Annotated in this window: 19 protein-coding genes; 4 read left to right on the top strand and 15 right to left on the bottom strand. The window is 60.7% G+C overall.

Annotated features, from left to right (window positions below):
* Positions 1 to 184: 184 nt before the first annotated feature.
* The 8 genes from murB to PH586_RS15565 form a co-directional block, all read right to left on the bottom strand.
* The gene (murB, locus tag PH586_RS15600; RefSeq protein WP_271348682.1) at positions 185 to 1204 is read right to left on the bottom strand and encodes a UDP-N-acetylmuramate dehydrogenase; all 1020 of its coding nucleotides are present in this window, start codon (positions 1202 to 1204) and stop codon (positions 185 to 187) included.
* Entirely contained in the window at positions 1201 to 1665 is a 465-nt protein-coding gene (locus PH586_RS15595) for a low molecular weight protein-tyrosine-phosphatase (protein WP_271348681.1), read from the bottom strand. The genes murB and PH586_RS15595 overlap by 4 nt, the downstream gene beginning before the upstream one ends.
* Positions 1665 to 2429, bottom strand: a complete 765-nt coding sequence (kdsB, locus tag PH586_RS15590) for a 3-deoxy-manno-octulosonate cytidylyltransferase (RefSeq protein WP_271348680.1) — start codon at positions 2427 to 2429, stop codon at positions 1665 to 1667. The genes PH586_RS15595 and kdsB overlap by 1 nt, the downstream gene beginning before the upstream one ends.
* Positions 2430 to 2615: a Trm112 family protein gene (locus PH586_RS15585; protein ID WP_271348679.1), complete on the bottom strand. Its 186-nt coding sequence runs from the start codon at positions 2613 to 2615 to the stop codon at positions 2430 to 2432.
* Positions 2616 to 2677: 62 nt separating this feature from the next.
* Entirely contained in the window at positions 2678 to 3682 is a 1005-nt protein-coding gene (gene lpxK, locus PH586_RS15580) for a tetraacyldisaccharide 4'-kinase (RefSeq protein ID WP_271348678.1), read from the bottom strand.
* 13 nt (positions 3683 to 3695) lie between these two features.
* Positions 3696 to 4124, bottom strand: coding sequence for an ExbD/TolR family protein (locus PH586_RS15575; protein ID WP_271348677.1), 429 nt, complete (start codon positions 4122 to 4124; stop codon positions 3696 to 3698).
* Positions 4121 to 4753: a MotA/TolQ/ExbB proton channel family protein gene (locus tag PH586_RS15570; protein WP_271348676.1), complete on the bottom strand. Its 633-nt coding sequence runs from the start codon at positions 4751 to 4753 to the stop codon at positions 4121 to 4123. Before PH586_RS15570 ends, PH586_RS15575 begins: the two co-directional genes overlap by 4 nt.
* Before the next feature lie 72 nt (positions 4754 to 4825).
* Positions 4826 to 7039: a DNA internalization-related competence protein ComEC/Rec2 gene (locus PH586_RS15565; RefSeq protein WP_271348844.1), complete on the bottom strand. Its 2214-nt coding sequence runs from the start codon at positions 7037 to 7039 to the stop codon at positions 4826 to 4828.
* A 151-nt stretch (positions 7040 to 7190) separates the two neighbouring features.
* Between PH586_RS15565 and PH586_RS15560 the strand changes: the two genes are divergently transcribed.
* Positions 7191 to 7724, top strand: coding sequence for a DUF2062 domain-containing protein (locus tag PH586_RS15560; protein WP_271348675.1), 534 nt, complete (start codon positions 7191 to 7193; stop codon positions 7722 to 7724).
* Positions 7725 to 7775: 51 nt separating this feature from the next.
* Here the strand turns inward: PH586_RS15560 and PH586_RS15555 are convergent, their stop codons facing one another.
* From PH586_RS15555 to PH586_RS15545, 3 genes are read right to left on the bottom strand one after another with little or no spacing between them, the layout of a single operon-like run.
* The gene (locus PH586_RS15555) at positions 7776 to 9020 is read right to left on the bottom strand and encodes a lipoprotein-releasing ABC transporter permease subunit (protein WP_271348674.1); all 1245 of its coding nucleotides are present in this window, start codon (positions 9018 to 9020) and stop codon (positions 7776 to 7778) included.
* Complete coding sequence (gene lolD, locus PH586_RS15550) at positions 9020 to 9703, bottom strand: lipoprotein-releasing ABC transporter ATP-binding protein LolD (RefSeq protein WP_271348843.1); 684 nt, start codon at positions 9701 to 9703, stop codon at positions 9020 to 9022. Before lolD ends, PH586_RS15555 begins: the two co-directional genes overlap by 1 nt.
* 7 nt (positions 9704 to 9710) lie before the next feature.
* A complete protein-coding gene (locus PH586_RS15545; protein ID WP_271348673.1) occupies positions 9711 to 10961 on the bottom strand; it encodes a lipoprotein-releasing ABC transporter permease subunit in 1251 nt (416 codons plus the stop codon).
* A 96-nt stretch (positions 10962 to 11057) separates the two neighbouring features.
* Here PH586_RS15545 and PH586_RS15540 point away from each other — a divergent pair, with 96 nt between their 5' ends.
* The 3 genes from PH586_RS15540 to PH586_RS15530 are packed head-to-tail and all read left to right on the top strand — an operon-like array spanning position 11058 to position 12677.
* Positions 11058 to 11636, top strand: a complete 579-nt coding sequence (locus PH586_RS15540; RefSeq protein WP_271348672.1) for a PilZ domain-containing protein — start codon at positions 11058 to 11060, stop codon at positions 11634 to 11636.
* Positions 11637 to 11649: 13 nt separating this feature from the next.
* Complete coding sequence (locus PH586_RS15535; RefSeq protein ID WP_271348671.1) at positions 11650 to 11955, top strand: phosphodiesterase; 306 nt, start codon at positions 11650 to 11652, stop codon at positions 11953 to 11955.
* A complete protein-coding gene (locus PH586_RS15530) occupies positions 11952 to 12677 on the top strand; it encodes a glycerophosphodiester phosphodiesterase (RefSeq protein ID WP_271348670.1) in 726 nt (241 codons plus the stop codon). The genes PH586_RS15535 and PH586_RS15530 overlap by 4 nt, the downstream gene beginning before the upstream one ends.
* Positions 12678 to 12887: 210 nt before the next feature.
* Here PH586_RS15530 and sthA read toward each other — a convergent pair whose 3' ends face one another.
* The 4 genes from sthA to nqrF form a co-directional block, all read right to left on the bottom strand.
* The gene (gene sthA, locus PH586_RS15525; protein ID WP_271348669.1) at positions 12888 to 14282 is read right to left on the bottom strand and encodes a Si-specific NAD(P)(+) transhydrogenase; all 1395 of its coding nucleotides are present in this window, start codon (positions 14280 to 14282) and stop codon (positions 12888 to 12890) included.
* A gap of 121 nt (positions 14283 to 14403) precedes the next feature.
* Complete coding sequence (nqrM, locus tag PH586_RS15520) at positions 14404 to 14634, bottom strand: (Na+)-NQR maturation NqrM (protein ID WP_271348668.1); 231 nt, start codon at positions 14632 to 14634, stop codon at positions 14404 to 14406.
* Positions 14631 to 15656 (bottom strand): FAD:protein FMN transferase, encoded by a 1026-nt coding sequence (locus tag PH586_RS15515; protein ID WP_271348667.1) that lies wholly within the window; start codon positions 15654 to 15656, stop codon positions 14631 to 14633. The genes nqrM and PH586_RS15515 overlap by 4 nt, the downstream gene beginning before the upstream one ends.
* A 2-nt stretch (positions 15657 to 15658) precedes the next feature.
* Positions 15659 to 16885, bottom strand: a complete 1227-nt coding sequence (nqrF, locus tag PH586_RS15510) for an NADH:ubiquinone reductase (Na(+)-transporting) subunit F (protein ID WP_271348666.1) — start codon at positions 16883 to 16885, stop codon at positions 15659 to 15661.
* Positions 16886 to 16895 lie beyond the last annotated feature (10 nt).

Here is a 16895-nt window from a genome sequence, read left to right as displayed (position 1 = left end):
TTCAGCGCAATAAAAAAGGGGATGCTTCGGCATCCCCTTTTTCTTGCTTCGGTCCGCACTAACCGTGCAACACGATCTTTCGGATGGCCCGGGCTAGGCCACAGCCACCAGATAAACAGTCCTGGGGGCTGAAGCCCACCCTACCTGGCCCTATCGATGCCTGAACATCTTCGCCGGCTACGGCTTAAAGCACGTTAGGTTCGATTTCCAGATCAACCGCAAAGCGCTGGAATACATCAGCCTGGATACGCCGCGCCAGCGTCAACAACTGCTTGCCGGTGGCCTGACCATAATTGACCAACACCAGGGCTTGCAGCCGATGCACCCCGGCATCGCCCTCACGAAAGCCTTTCCAGCCAGCGCGCTCGATCAACCAGCCTGCGGCCAGCTTGACCCGACCATCGGCCTGCGGATAAGCCACCAGGTCGGCATGCTCGACGCTCAGGCGCTGCGCCAGCTCAACCGAAACCAAAGGATTCTTGAAAAAACTGCCGGCATTACCCAGGATTGCCGGATCCGGTAATTTCTCGCTGCGAATAGCGCAGATGGCCTGACTGACATCGACCGCCGTCGGCACCACCATGCCCTGCTCTGCCAGACGCTGGCGCAGCGGACCGTAGTCCAGGTGCAGCCCGGCCGTGCGACTGAGTGCAAAGCGTACGCGCAGGATCACCCATCGCCCCGCCTCACGCTTGAACAGACTGTCGCGGTAGGCAAAAGCACACTCATCCAGAAAGAACTCGCGTACCTGACCACTGCGGCGATCCAGGGCGGTCAAACCGGCGAACACATCTTTCAACTCGACACCATAGGCGCCGATATTCTGCATCGGCGCGGCACCGACCGTCCCCGGGATCAGGCTGAGATTCTCCAGCCCCACCAGGCCCTGCTGCAGAGTCCACTGCACAAAGGGGTGCCAGGGCTCACCGGCCTCAGCTTCGACCAGCACCCGCTCGCCGTCATCCTGCAACACACGAATGCCGCGACTGGCCATGCGCAGCACCAGCGCCTCGACATCGGCGGTAAACAGCATATTGCTGCCGCCACCAAGCAGCAGCACGGGCAGCTGCTGCCGCTGCGCACAAGCCAACGCTTCGCGCACCTGATCGTCGTCACACGCCTCGACAAACTCGCGCGCCGCAACATCCACGGCAAAGCTGTTGTAGGCCTTGAGCGAAACCAGCGACTGCACGCAAAGGCTCATGGTTGCACCCGCAATTCGCGGAGCAAGCCATCGCAGGCCTGTTCGAGCAGATCCAGCACCTGCTCGAAACCTTCGTCGCCACCATAATAGGGGTCCGGCACCTCATCCAGCGCCAGGTCATAGCGGCGCAGAAACAGATCCAGCTCGGCCGTGCTACCGCCTGGACGCAAGCGCTGCAGGTGCTCAAGGTTACTGTTGTCCATGGCCAGAATCAGATCGAAACGACTGAAGTCACTGACCGACACCTGACGCCCGCGCAGGGCGCAAAGATCATAGCCGCGCAACTGCGCCGCTTGCCGCGTGCGACTGTCTGGCGGCTTGCCCACATGCCAGTCGCCGGTACCGGCGGAATCGACCTCGATGGCCGCCTCCAGCCCCAGCTCACGCAACTTGTGACGCAGTACCGCTTCTGCGGTCGGCGAGCGGCAGATATTCCCCAGGCAGACAAACAAGATCCGCATCAAGCCCCCAGCAATCGGCGCACGCGCTCTAGATCGTCCTGAGTGTCGACTCCAGCCGGCGGAGCCTGCAGGGCATCGGCAACATGGATGCGCACGCCATGCCAGAGTGCCCGCAGCTGCTCCAGACACTCGGTGTCTTCCAGCCAACAAGGACCCCAGGCGACAAAATCGTGGAGGAACTGCGCGCGATAGGCATAGATACCGATATGCCGACGGTAAGGCACGTTAGCCGGAAGCTGCTCGCGACTGACGGCAAAAGCGTTGCGCGCCCAAGGTAAGGGGGCACGACTGAACGTCAGCGCCAGGCCATTGCGATCGCTCACGACCTTGACCACGTTGGGATTGAACAGCGCCTCCACCTCGTCGATCGGCTCGGCCAGGGTAGCGATTGCCGCTTGCGGATTGGCCGCCAGATTGGCCGCCACTTGATCGATAATCGCCGGCGGAATCAGCGGCTCGTCACCCTGCACGTTGACCACGATGGCATCGGGCGCCAGGCCCAGCGCCGCGGCCACTTCGGCCAGGCGATCGGTGCCGGAGTTATGCTCGAGGCGGGTCAACAGCACTTCGGCGCCGAAACCGCGGCAGACCTCGACGATGCGCGCATCGTCGGTCGCCACCACCACTTGCCGGGCACTGCTTTTGCACGCCTGCTCCCAGACATGCTGGATCATCGGTTTGCCGGCAATGTCCTGCAGCGGTTTGCCGGGCAGGCGACTAGAGGCGTAACGCGCCGGAATCACAACGGTAAAAACGCAATTCATTTACTTGTCCAGGCGCTCATCGACGTTGAGGGTACGGGCTTCGCTTTCCAGCATCACCGGGATGCCATCGCGTACCGGAAAAGCCAGACCATCGGCCTTGCAGATCAACTCGGACTTGTCGGTGGCGAGCTTCAGCGGGCCTTTGCACAGGGGGCAAGCCAATATATCGAGTAACTTTGGGTCCATGGGAGATCCTTGCCGTAGAGCGGCTGCAATGAATGGGACGGCACTCGCAATAGCCAGCGGGCTTAGCGAGCGAGAGGCAGCAACGCGGTCAATTGCGCATCGAACCAGGCAATGAAGGCCGCCGAGGGCTCGGCATCCACCACCAGATACCACCAGTCATCGGCGGCGAAAGTCCGGCATTTGACCGCATCCTTTTCCGTCATGACCACAGGCAATGCCGGGCTGAATTTCAGCAGTTCTGCGCTGTACTGCGCATGGTCGGCAAAAGCATGCGGAATCGGTCGCCAGTGTAGCGTTTCGAGCGTGTTGAAGAAACGCTGAGGGTTGCCGATACCGGCGACGGCATGCAACGGCTGCTGGGGCGAGAAATGCGTCAGCGGGTAGTGTTCGCCACTGCGCATATTGACCAGCGCGCGCGGGCGCAAGCCGAAGGCGTACCCCCCCTGCGGATCGCCGCTGGCACCGTTGTAAAGCAGCGCATCGACGCTCAACAGACGCTCGACCGGCTCGCGCAACGGCCCAGCAGGCAGGCAACGGCCATTGCCCAGACCGCGTGCTGCATCGATCAGCACCAGCTCCAGATCACGAGCGAGGCGGTAGTGCTGCAAGCCATCATCACTGAGAATCAGATCCAGCGGCTCCGCTGCCAGCAAGGCCGCAACCGCCCGCCCCCGGTCGGGATCGATCATCAGGGGCACAGCGCTGCGCTGAACGATCAGTAACGGCTCGTCGCCGGCAACACGGGGGCATTGATCAGCCTGCACACGCCAGGGCAATTGCGGCGGCTTGGCACCGTAGCCACGGCTGACCACACCGACCTTGAGGCCACGCTGACGGCAATGTTCGATCAGCCAGAGAATCAACGGGGTCTTGCCAGTGCCGCCGACGGTGATATTGCCCACCACCACGACTGGCACTGTGGCGCGGTAGATCTCGCCCGCGCCCGCGAGAAAACGCGCCCGTCGGCGCGCTGCTACGGCACGGTAGAGGCGCTCGAATGGGCGCAGTAGGGTCAGCGCCGGATGCCCGGCGTACCAGGCAGCCAGCAGGCGGTCGGACAGGCTCATTGGCGAACAGCCCTCAAGGCGCGGCCTGCACCTCGACCGTGGTAATGCGCAGATGGGCGAAGCCCAACTTGCCTGCAGCATCCATGGCCGTGATCACCGCCTGATGAGGGGTCTGGCCATCGGCACTGATAGTCAGCGGCAGGCTGGTATCGCCCTCCGATTCCTTTTGCAGGGCCGCCATCAAACCATCCAGATTACTCTTCAGCAGTTGCTTGCCATTCAGCGAATAACTGCCGTCGACTGCGATCAGAACCTCCAACTGCTTGAGTTCGGTCTGCTCCGGCGGCGTGCCACTGACAGCCTCGGGCAGATCGACCTTGAGCTGGGTCTCGCGGGTGAAGGTGGTGGTGACCACGAAGAACAGCAGCAGGATGAATACCACGTCGATCAGCGAAGCCAGGTTGATCTCGACGTTCTCCTGCGGTTTGCGCCGGAATTTCACGCCTTGCCCTCAGCAAAATCTACATCACGATCACCTTGCACGACTTCCACCAGCTTGATCGCTTCCTGCTCCATGCCGACCACCAGTTCATCGACTCGGCGCTGCAGATAACGGTGAAAGAACAAGGCTGGAATGGCCACCATCAAACCGGCTGCAGTGGTGATCAATGCCGTGGAAATACCTGCCGCAAGCAGCCCCGCATTGGCCATCCCCGAGCCCATGAAGGAGCTGAAGATCTCGATCATACCCAGCACGGTACCGAGCAACCCGAGCAGCGGCGCGATACCGGCGATGGTGCCCAGAGCATTGAGATAGCGTTCCAGGTCGTGGATAACCCGCGCGGCAGCCTCTTCGATGCACTCCTTCATGATCTCGCGACCATGCTTGGAATTGGCCAGACCGGCAGCCAGAATCTGCCCCAGGGGCGAGTTGGCACGCAGCTCCTTGAGTTTCTGGTTATTCAGCTTTTTATCCTTGATCCACCGCCAGACCTGACCAAGCAGGTGTGGCGGGGTGATGCGACTGGGCCGCAGCGTCCACAGCCGCTCGGCAATAATGCCGGCCGCAGCAATGGAGCACAGCATTATGGGCAGCATCATCCAGCCGCCAGCTTTAACCAGTTCCCACACTGTGGCATATCCCCTTTGGAAAAGTGGCGCCACTCTAGCATAGGGGCGGCATGTCGCCGACCGCTGCGGTTCTCATTTTTCTCGCCAAAAGCGTGCGCGCTTGCGCAACCCTCGCCCCTGGGTAAAGGCGCCCAGCCGAATCTGAAGGGCCCCGTACTCCACCGTGTCGTAGAGTTGCGTGGACTGCGCCTCGTAACGCGCAACCACACTGGCATGCGGATGACCGAATGGGTTGTGCTGGCCACGAGAAATCAGTGCTGCACGCGGGGCCACAGCCGCCAGCAAGTGCTGCGAGGATGAGCTGCGACTGCCATGATGCGGCGCCAGCAACCAGTCCGCGCGAACATCAATACCGCTGTCGAGCAACGCCCGCTCGGCACTACTGTCGATATCGCCGGTCAATAGCAGCCGTTCGCCAGCCGCTTCAACCAGCAAGACACAGGAAGCCTGATTGCCATTGGCTGCCCCGGCCCAATGCCAGGTAGTGAAGCGCACCCCATCCCACTGCCAGCTGCGCCCCGCCTCACAGGCTTCGACCTGATGCATCGCGGCCAGCGCTGCAGCCTCGCCACTCACCACTCGCTTGACCTCCATGCCGCGCTGAATAGCCCGGGCACCACCGGAATGATCGTTATCGGCATGGCTGATCAGCAACATATCCAATTGCGCCACCCCCAGGCCGCGCAGTGACGGTAGTACCACGCGCTCGCCCATATCGAAGTCGCCGAAACGCGGACCGGCGTCATACAACAGCGAGTGTTCGCGGGTGCGCAGCAAGACCGCCAGGCCTTGACCCACATCCAGCATCCACACCTCGGCCTGGCCATGGACCGGGCGCTCCGTCTCGGTATAGAACAGTGGCAGCAGCAAAACCCAGCCCAGGCTGCGCAATGGCACGCCAGCCGGCAGTAGCAACAGCAAGGCGCCCAGCGCCACCAGCAGCCATGCCCAGAACGGCAATGTCTCAGGCAACCAGGCCGGTAACCAGGTGGCAATCTGCGCCAACACCAGGAACAGCCATTTGAGCAAACCACCCGCGAGCCATAGCAGCGCCTCACCCAGCCAGGGCAGTGGCAACAGCAAGGTACCCAACAGCGCCAAGGGCACCACAGCCAGGCCGACCCAGGGCACGGCGATCAGATTGGCCAGCGGGCCACTGGCACTGACCGGCAACCCCAAGGCCAACAACAGCGGCAGCAGACCTAGGGCCATCGCCCACTGCGCCCGTCCCAGCGTCTGCCACCAGGGCCATGCGCCCAGCCGACCGCTGAAAATCAGGATCAGCAACAGCACCGCGCCGAACGACAGCCAGAACCCCGCCTGCAAGCTGGCCAGGGGTTCCAGCAGCAAGACCACGACCAACGCCATCAACAGCGGCAAGAAAACCCCAAGATGGCGAAAGCGCCAACGCCATAGCAGCACCAGGCCGATCATCACGCAAGCACGCCGCACCGGCACCTCGAAGCCGGCCAGCATGCCGTAGCCGAGCGCACCGGCGAAGGCCAGTGCACAGGCACAGGGCAACCACGGCCACTGACGTGGCCACCAGCCCAAACGCGCCAGCCCGGCAATAAAGCCATACAACAGCCCGGCAAGAAGCCCGATATGCTGACCGGAAATCACCAGCAAGTGCACCGTTCCGGTGTCTTGCAGCACGCGCCAATCGGCCACCGACAAGCCGGAGCCATCACCCAACACCAGGGCTGCCAGCGCGCCCTCGCGACCATGGGCATCGACTGCGAGCAAGCGCTGACGCAACTCATCGCGCCAACTGACAAGCCCACTGGCAGCGCTCACCAACTGGCCACTCTTGACCGTACCAGTCGCGCCAATGCGTTGCGCCAGCAGCCAGGCCTCGTAATCGAATGACTGTGGATTAACCAGGCCACGTGGCCGCTTGAGGCGCACAGCCAGACGCCAGGTCTCGCCGCCCCGCAGTGCTGGACCGCCATGCCAGGCCAAGCGCAGTCGCTGAGGCAATTCGGCACGTCGCGACCTGGCCTGCTGCAATTGAAACCTGACGACGCCATCACGCACATCGGGCAGGCCGACCACCCTTCCCTGCAGCCACAGGGTACGGCCATCGAGCTGCGGCGCCAGCCTGTCGTCCAAGGCCGACTGCGCCGAGATGCACGCCCAACTGAAGCCAAACAGGAAAAGTGCTAGCGGATAGCTGCGAAAAGGCAGCAACATCAACCCCAGGATCGGCAACAGCCATAACAACCAGACCGGCGGCAAAACCGGTAACACTCGCAACAGCAGCAACCCCGCCACCAGCGCAGTCATCCCTACGCGCATATCCACTCACTCCATGAGTGCCGACTCTGTGGATCTAACCCACACGCGACCTTAAATTATTTGCTGTGACAAAGTCTGAAAGCAGGTCACCGCAAATCTGTGCATAATATTGGCGCTGTTAGCCTGCCAGAGAGCCACGATGCCGCGTCGTTTATTCAAGCGCTACATGCCTCATCCAGACCGCATCAAGGCCAACAAATCCCTGCGCTTTCTCGGCGACCTTATTCACGACCCCAACCTCTGGCACCTCAACCGTCACTCGGTGGCGCGCGCCGTGGCCGTCGGCCTGTTCTGGGCCATGATCCCCATGCCGCTGCAAATGGTCGCCGCCGCACTGGTCGCCATTCCTGCACGCGCCAATCTGCCCATCTCCGTTGGACTGGTCTGGCTGACCAACCCGATCACCATGCCTCCGGTGTTCTATTGCAGCTATAAATTCGGCGCGTGGATGACCAACACCCCCACTCTGCGCATGCCCGACGAAATAACCTTGAGCTGGGTCGGCCATATGCTGCAGACCCACTGGCAGCCTCTGCTCCTTGGCTCTTTCGTGCTCGGCTTGCTCTTTGCTGCGCTGGGCTACCTGGCCACCAACACCTATTGGCACTGGTGGGTAAGGCGCAGTTGGCGCAAGCGCCAGGAAAAACGCCGCGACAGCAAGCAGGAGAACTAAAAGCAAAAAGCCGTTACTCAGTAACGGCTTTTTGCTTTCACAGAGACTAGCTCATTCGTAGCGCAAGGCATCAGCCGGCTGGATACCGGCGGCACGCCAGGACGGATAGAGGGTGGCGAAAAAGCTCAAGGCAAAGGCCGCGCCACAGATCAGCAGGACGTCGGTGAGCAGCAATTCAGATGGCAGGTTACTGATGAAGTAGACATCCGAGCTGAGTATCTGCTGACCACTGAGACGCTCGATCCAACCGACCAACTGGCTGACATTCAACGCCGCCAGTATGCCCAGCACGGCGCCAATCAGCGTGCCTACCATCCCAATCACCGTGCCCTGCACCATGAAGATGCCCATGATCTGCCCTGGGGTAGCACCCAGGGTACGCAAGATGGCGATATCCCCACCCTTATCGGCGACCACCATGATCAGGGTGGCAATGATATTGAATGCAGCCACCGCGACGATAAGCAGCAACAGCAAGCCGATCATGGTCTTTTCCATTTTCATCGCACTGAACAGGCTGCCCTGGGTCAGCGTCCAGTCGTTGGCCTGATAGCCCCCACCCAGTTCGCTGACGATGGCAGCCGATACCTGCGGCGCCTGGTAGAGGTCCTGCAACTTCAAGCGCACGCTGGGTACCTGGCCAGGCTGCAAGCGTTGAATCTGTGCAGCATCGGCGACATGCAACAAGGCCATGGAGCTATCCAGCTCGGCACCGACCTTGAACACCCCGACCACATTGACCGCTTGCATACGCGGCGTGATACCACCAGGCACCGAACTGGCTTCGGGCACGATCAGCGCCAAGCGGTCGCCGATCTTCAGCTGAAAGCGCCGGGCGGTTATTTCGCCGATTACCACACCGAACTCACCGGCCTGCAGATCGCTCAGGCGACCCTGGGTCATGTGCTCGGCAATGATCGAGACCTGCGGCTCCAGTTCGGGATCGATGCCCTGCAACTGAATCGGCTGCATCGAGCCGCGGTAGGACAACATACCGTCCAACTCGGCAAAGGGCACGGCGGCCAGCACTTGCGGATTGCGCTTGGCAGCCGCGGCCACCGCCGACCAATCATCCAGCGGCTCGAGCCCGGAAATTACCGCGTGGGGCACCATGCCGAGGATGCGCGAACTCATTTCCTTCTGAAACCCGTTCATCACCGACAGCACCACGATCATGGCCAACACGCCCAGGGCGAGGCCAATCATCGAAGTCAGCGAAATAAAGGAAATAAAATGGTTGCGCCGTTTGGCCCGCGTGTAGCGGGTGCCGATGTACAGACTCAGGGGGCGAAACATCAGGCGGCCACCAACTTGCCGTCTTCCAGGCGCAGGATGCGATCCATCTGCTGAGCCAGCTCCAGGTCGTGGGTCACCACCAGGAAAGCGGTGCGTGACGCGCGGCTCAACTCCCGCATCAGATCCTGAATACCCTGGGCGGTGTGATGATCGAGGTTGCCGGTCGGCTCATCGAGCAGCACCAGCCCCGGCCGATTGACCAAGGCACGGGCAATAGCCACGCGCTGGCGCTCGCCGCCGGACAGCTCCGCCGGCTTGTGTGCCAGGCGATGGCCGAGTCCGACCCGCTCGAGCAGCGCGGTTGCCCGTTGACGCGCCTCGGCAATCGGCGTTCGCCCGATCAGCAGGGGCATGCAGACGTTCTCCAGCGCGGTGAACTCAGGCAACAGGTGATGGAACTGATAGACGAAGCCCAGCGAGCGGTTGCGCAGCAGGCCACGCTCTTTTTCACTCAGTGCCGACAGCTCCTCACCTGCCAGCCAGACACTGCCGGTACTGGGTGTATCCAGGCCGCCGAGCATGTTCAATAAAGTGCTCTTGCCCGATCCCGAACTGCCGACGATGGCTACCCGCTCACCGGGGTGCAGTTCCAGCTGCAAGCCTTCCAGCACCACCACCGACTGAGGGCCTTCCTCGTAGCTTTTACCAAGGTTGCGACAACTCAACACCGCACGATCCTGCATAACCTGATCACTCATAACGCAAAGCCTCCGCTGGCTGGGTGCGCGCCGCGCGCCAGGCTGGATATAGGGTGGCGAGAAAACTTAGCACCAGCGCAGCGGCGCAGACCAGCAGTACATCCGCGAGCATCAGTTGCGATGGCAGGTAGTCGATGAAATAAACGTCCGAGCTGAGAAAGCGCATGCCCAGCGCACGCTCCAGTGCGGCGATAGCGGCGCTGATATTGAGTGCGGCGAAAATGCCCAGCAGCGCACCAATGACAGTACCGACCACGCCGATCACCGTGCCCTGGACCATGAAGATGGCCATGATTTGCCCAGGCGTAGCGCCGAGGGTGCGCAGGATGGCAATGTCGCCCTTCTTGTCCGTCACCACCATGACCAGCGTCGAGATGATGTTGAACGCGGCAACCGCCACAATCAGCAGCAACAGCAGACCGATCATGGCCTTCTCCATGCGGATCGCCTGATACAGGTTGCCGTGGGTGCGGGTCCAGTCGCGTGCATAATATTCACGCTCACCCAGGGTTTGCGCCAACTCCCAAGCTGTGCGCGGCGCCTGAAACAGATCGGCGACCTTCAAGCGGATGCCCTGCACCTGGTCGGCTTGACGGCGCTGCAAGCGCGCCAGGTCCTGCACATGGGTCATCGCCACGTAACCATCGATCTCGCCGGCACCCACATGAAAGATGCCAACTACGGTAAAACGCTTGAGCCGCGGAAACATACCCGCTGGCGTTACCGTGACTTCGGGTGCAACGAAAGTGATCTTGTCGCCCAGAGTGACACCCAGCTTGGCGGCGGCCTTGTCGCCGATGACGATGTCAAAGGCGCCGGGTTCGAGGTCTTGCAGACGGCCTTGCTGAAAGAAATCGCCAATGATCGAAACCTTTACTTCCTCATGCGGATCGACCGCGTTGATCAACACCTTCTGCACCTTGCCCTCATGCGTGAGCAGGCCTTGCATCTGGCTGAATGGCGCGACGGCTACCACCTGCGGGTTTTCCATGGCCTTGTCGGCGAGACTGCGCCAATCCTCGATGGGCGAAGCAGACTCGATAGTGGCATGCGGCACCATACCCAGCACACGCGTGCGCATCTCGTGATCGAAGCCATTCATCACCGACAGCACTACAATCATCACCAGCACGCCGAGTGCCAGCCCGATCATTGAAGTCAGGGAAATAAAAGACACGAAGTGATTACGACGCTTGGCGCGCGTATAACGCGTACCTATATATACGAACAGAGGTCTGAACATGTCGGGGGGCTAATTCGCGGGAAAGAGGAACGTCCTTGTGGCGGGGCTTGGCAAGCGGCCTTACACTCAGACCACTACTGCTGCCATGGGTTCGCCATGTCGATTCAAGATGAAGATGACCGCCGCGAATACTATCGTATCGACGATACGATCGCACTGGAATTCACCCCGCTGTCAGGTGCCGAAGCCCTGGCCAGCGACGAGCTTCATGACAGTTCGCCACTGTTCAACCTGCTCAGTGAACTGCACCTGCTGGACTTCGAGTCGCAGCACTTGTTGCGCCATATCAGTGAGCGCGACCGCACCCTGGCCAACTACCTCAAGGTGATCAACAAGCGCATCGACCTGCTCGGCCAAGCTGTCGCCCAGAGCCTGTTGCGCGACATAGGCACACCGCGGCAGGTCTGCCTGTCCGAAGGCGGTGTGAGTTTCAGCAGCAGCCAAATTCTTGCCATCGGCAGCCATCTGGCGATCAAGATAGTACTGATGCCGCAGGCTCTCGGCCTGCTATTACGGGCCAAGGTGATTCACTGCCAGGCGCTCGCCGAGCAACAGTTCGAGATCGGCACCGAGTTCGAAGCCTTGACCGACGCGCAGCGCCAGTTACTGGCCCGGCATATCCTCCAGCGCCAAGCCCTGGAGCGCCGCCAGGCCCGTGAACAGCCCCAGCCCTAGTGACGAGAACCCTATGCCACGCCTTTTCCTTGCACTAATAGTGTCGTGCCTGCCGTTCGGCGCTAACGCCGACAGCCTGCAGATCCCCCTCGGCCAGCAAGGCGCCGCCACCGTTCAACTGCCGCAGCGCGGAGAATCGCAGCGCTCGGTACTGGAGCGCTTCGGCCTCGCCGATGAAGAACGCCCTGCGGTCGGCAGCCCGCCGATTAGCCGCTGGGATTACCGCGAGTTCAGCGTGTACTTCGAATACGACCACGTCATCAACAGCGTGCGCCACCATCAGCCGCGCACCAGCTACCCGACCAAGGAGCAACCGTGACCCTGATCTACGGCCACCGCGGCGCCAAAGGCGAGGCTCCGGAGAACACCCTGACCAGCTTCCAGCAATGTCTGGAGCATGGTGTGCGACGCTGTGAACTGGACCTGCACCAGTCGCGCGACGGCGAGCTGATGGTAATTCACGACCCGACCCTGAAGCGCACCACCGGCCATCGCGGCAAGGTAGTCGAGCACGACGCCGCCGAACTGGCCAGCTATGACGCCCGCAAAGGCGGACCTGGCTGGAAGACCCCATGCCCGATTCCTCGCCTGGCCGAGCTGTTCGAGAAATGCGACTTCGAGCACTGGCAACTGGAAGTCAAAAGCGCCTCGAAAGCCCGTGCCGCGAAGATGGTCGAAGCGATTGCCGAGCTGACTGCGCGTTATCAGCTGACAGATAAAGTCACGGTCACCTCAAGTTCCAGGGAGGTACTCAGTGCGCTCAAGCGCCTGACACCGCAGCTGGCCCGCGGCCTGGTGGCGGAATATGCCTGGCTCGACCCGCTGAAGGTGGCCCAGCACTATGACTGCAGCCTACTGGCGTTGAACTGGACCCTGTGCACCCCGGAACGCCTGCTCAAAGCACAGAAAGCCGGCTTGCATGTCTCGGTCTGGACGGTCAACGAACCGGCACTGATGCGCCGGCTGGCTGATTTCGGCGTGGACAGCCTGATTACCGATTTTCCCGGCCTCGCGGCGCAGACGCTGCAGCCAAGTTCGTAGACTGGGCTGAATTGCGAAACCCGGATTGCAGCGCCCCTGACGCCGCCGGATGGGTTACCCGCGCTACACAGCAGGCAATAAAAAACCGGCCACAGTGGGCCGGTTTTTTATTGCTGCCTGGTCAGAAACTCTCCCGGTTAGGCCAGCGCCACGCCGAGGAATCACTGAACGGATCTTCCCCGATCGGCTCAGGCCACCGATCGGAGCCGTTCAAAAAAGCCGGTTGAGGCCGTCGAACGCCGCCACTCGATAGGCTTCGGCCATGGTCGGGTAGTTGAAGGTAGTGTTAACGAAGTACCTGAGACTGTTCGCCTCACCCTTCTGATTCATGATCGCCTGGCCGATGTGCACGATCTCCGAAGCCTGATAACCGAAGCAGTGCACACCCAGCACTTCGAGCGTTTCGCGATGGAACAGGATCTTCAACATGCCGACCGGCTCGTTGGAAATCTGTGCCCGCGCCATACTCTTGAAGAATGCCTTACCCACTTCATAGGGGATCTTCGCCTGGGTCAGCTCGCGCTCATTCTTGCCGATCGAGCTGATCTCCGGGATGGTGTAGATTCCGGTCGGCACATCATCGACGAAACGCCAACTGTCGTTCTCGACGATATTGCCAGCCGCCGAGCGACCCTGATCGTAGGCTGCACTGGCCAGACTCGGCCAACCAATCACATCACCAGCCGCAAAGATATTCGACACCTCGGTGCGGTAATTATGGTCGACTTCTATCTGCCCGCGGCTGTTGACCTTGATGCCGATGTTCTCCAAGCCCAGCTGATCGGTGTTGCCGGTACGGCCGTTGCACCAGAGCAAGGCATCGGCCTTGATCTTCTTGCCCGACTTGAGATTGAGGATCACACCGTTGTCGACCCCCTCGATGCTTTCGTACTCTTCATTGTGGCGAATCAGTACATTGTTATTACGCAGGTGATAGCTCAGCGCATCGGAAATTTCCGCATCGAGAAAACTGAGCAATTGATCACGGTTGTCGATCAGATCGACCAGCACACCGAGACCACTGAAGATCGATGCATATTCGCAACCAATGACCCCTGCCCCATAGATAATCAGCCGCCGCGGCGTGTGACTGAGGGTCAAGATGGTGTCGCTCTCGTACACCCGTGGATGGTCAAAATCGACATCCGCCGGACGATAGGGCCGCGAGCCCGTAGCAATGATGATCTGCTTGGCCACCAGCTTTTCCACCACGCCATTGGCGCAGACCACATCGATAGTCTGTTCGTCGGCAAAGCTACCCGTGCCGAAGAACAGGTCGATGCGATTGCGTGCGTAGTATCCGGTGCGCGAGGCCACCTGCTTGCTGATCACTCGCTCCGCGCTTTTGAGCACATCGGGGAAGGAAAACCAGCGCGGCTCGCCGATCTGACGAAACATCGGATTGGTATTGAATTGCATGATCTGGCGCACCGAATGGCGCAAGGCCTTGGACGGGATAGTGCCCAGGTGGGTGCAGTTGCCGCCGACCTCACGGCGGCTATCGACCACTGCCACCTTGCGCCCTGCCTTGGCAGCATTCATTGCCGCGCCCTCACCCGCGGGGCCAGAACCCAGCACCACTACGTCGTAGTTGTAGACCGCCATGTTTACTCCTTCAGATCACACCGGAGCGTTTGTGCCGCACTCTCGGCAGGGCCAGCACTGCATCAGCAGCCTGGCAATCGATACGTGATAACAGCCTGACATGCAGGCCGGTGAATGGCGATTAGCGCTTGGTCGCGTCGTAGGCGAGTTCGCCGGTATTGGTCTCGGTCGGCGAACTGTTGATCTCTTCGCACTTCTCGCGACTCCCGCCGCAAATCGAGCACTCTTTCTCGATGCCCAGATTGGCAATACCGCCACAGGAACCGGCTATCGGTTTACCCCCCATGATCACGCCCACTGCCATCAGCGCCACCACCGACAGCATGGTGAAAAATACGATCAACCAAATCATTGTTCTTCTCCTGCAGCGAACTGCTGCTCGAAAGCCGTGGTACCCCGTGTGACGAAGCCCGCGCCCTCTCGGGTCACGAAAAACGCCGCGATGCCCGCCTGCTCAGCGTAGGCCAAGCCTTGCTCAGGCCCCAGCACCATCAACGCTGTCGACAAGCCGTCGGCGCGTAAGGTCGATGAGTCAGCCACCGTCACCGCTGCCAGCCTGTGGGTGATGGGCGCGCCGGTATGCGGATCAAGCGTATGCGAGTAACGCACGCCATTTTCCTCGAAATAATTACGGTAATCACCCGAGGTGGAAATACCGTAACCATCCAGCTGCAGAATTCTCTGTGCGACTCGCTGATCATCGAGTGGCGCCTCGATAGCGATGCGCCAGGGCTGGCCATCCGGCTTCTTGCCGACAGCCTTGAGCTCCCCGGTGACCTCCACCAGATAGTTAGCGACAGCCAATTCGGCCAGGCGAGCGCTGATCTTATCGACCGTATAACCGGCAGCCATACTGTTGAGATCCAGCTGCAGATCGACATCCTTGCACAGTTGCTGCCCGTCTATGCGCAGATTCCGATAACCACTGCGTCGACGCGCCTCAGCCAGCTCATCGGCGCTCGGCACCCGCTCGACCCGTGCCTGCGGACCGAAGCCCCACAGGTTGAGCAACGGCTCGATGGTCGGATCGAAAGCGCCGCCACTTTCCTCGGCCAACTGCAGGCCCAGGCGCACAACCTCGAGCATTCCTGCGGGAACCGCCATACAGCTACCCGCCGGCGCCCGGTTGAACGCCGAGATAACCGAGTCGTCTCGATAGGTGGACATCTGCTGGTCGACCTCGGCAAGAATCGCCTCGGTCTCGGCCTTGAGGGTCAGCCCATCGGCAACACCCTCGCCGGTGACATATTTGACCGAATAGGTACTGCCCATGGTGGGGCCGCCGAACTCTTCGACCGTCTCAGAATGCAAACAGCCCGTTAGGGCTGCCGCAAAAGCGACAGCGATAACGGGCTGGAATACCACTAATTTCATGCCTAGCCGCCGAAGTCGTCGAGCAGGATATTCTCCTCCTCCACACCTAGGTCGACCAACATCTTGACCACGGCGGCGTTCATCATCGGCGGACCGCACATGTAGAACTCGCAATCCTCCGGAGCCGGATGATCCTTCAGGTAATTCTCGAACAGCACGTTATGGATGAACCCCTTCATGCCGCTCCAGTTGTCTTCCGGCAATGGATCGGACAACGCCAGGTGCCACTTGAAGTTGGGATTCTCCGCCTGCAACTGGTCGTACTCTTCGACGTAGAAGGCTTCACGCATGGAGCGTGCGCCATACCAGAAGCTGATCTTGCGCGTCGACTTGAGGCGCTTGAGCTGATCGAAGATATGCGAGCGCATCGGCGCCATGCCAGCACCGCCACCGATGAAGACCATTTCGGCATCGGTATCCTTGGCGAAGAATTCGCCAAAGGGACCATAGACGTCGATCTTGTCGCCCGGCTTGAGGCTGAACACATAGGAACTCATCTTGCCTGGCGGCAGATCGTCCTTGCCTGGCGGCGGCGAGGCGATGCGAATATTGAACTTCACCAGACCGACTTCTTCCGGGTAGTTGGCCATGGAGTAGGCACGGATCGTGGTCTCTTCGACCTTGGACACGTACTTCCACTGGTTGAACTTGTCCCAGTCGCCGCGATACTCCTCCTGGATATCGAAGTCCTTGTAATGCACGACGTGCGGAGGGCATTCCAGCTGGACATAGCCACCGGCGCGGAAGTCGACGTTCTCGCCTTCCGGCAATTTCAGCGTCAGTTCCTTGATGAAGGTGGCCACGTTCGGATTGGACAACACCGTACATTCCCACTTCTTCACGCCGAAGACTTCTTCAGGCACCTCGATCTTCATGTCCTGCTTGACCGGAGTCTGGCAGGACAGGCGCCAGCCAGCCTTGGCCTCGCGGCGAGTGAAGGCAGCTTCTTCGGTCGGCAGCATTTCGCCGCCGCCGCTTTCCACCACGCACTTGCACTGAGCACAGGTACCGCCGCCGCCACAGGCCGACGACAGGAAAATATTGTTGGTAGCCAACGTCTGCAGCAACTTGCCGCCTGCCGGAACCACAATGGTTCTTTCGCCATTGATCTCGATGCTCACGTCACCACTGGAAACCAGCTTGGCGCGCGCAGCCAGAATAATCAGCACCAACGCCAGCACGATGCCGGTGAACATGCCGATGGCGAGAAAGATTTCGTAATTGATCATCTATTCATCC

The organism is Pseudomonas aestuarii (assembly GCF_027988105.1).
Taxonomy (GTDB): domain Bacteria; phylum Pseudomonadota; class Gammaproteobacteria; order Pseudomonadales; family Pseudomonadaceae; genus Aquipseudomonas; species Aquipseudomonas aestuarii.
The sequence above is the reverse complement of the archived record's forward strand: the minus strand, read 5'-3'. Positions and strand labels throughout refer to the sequence as shown.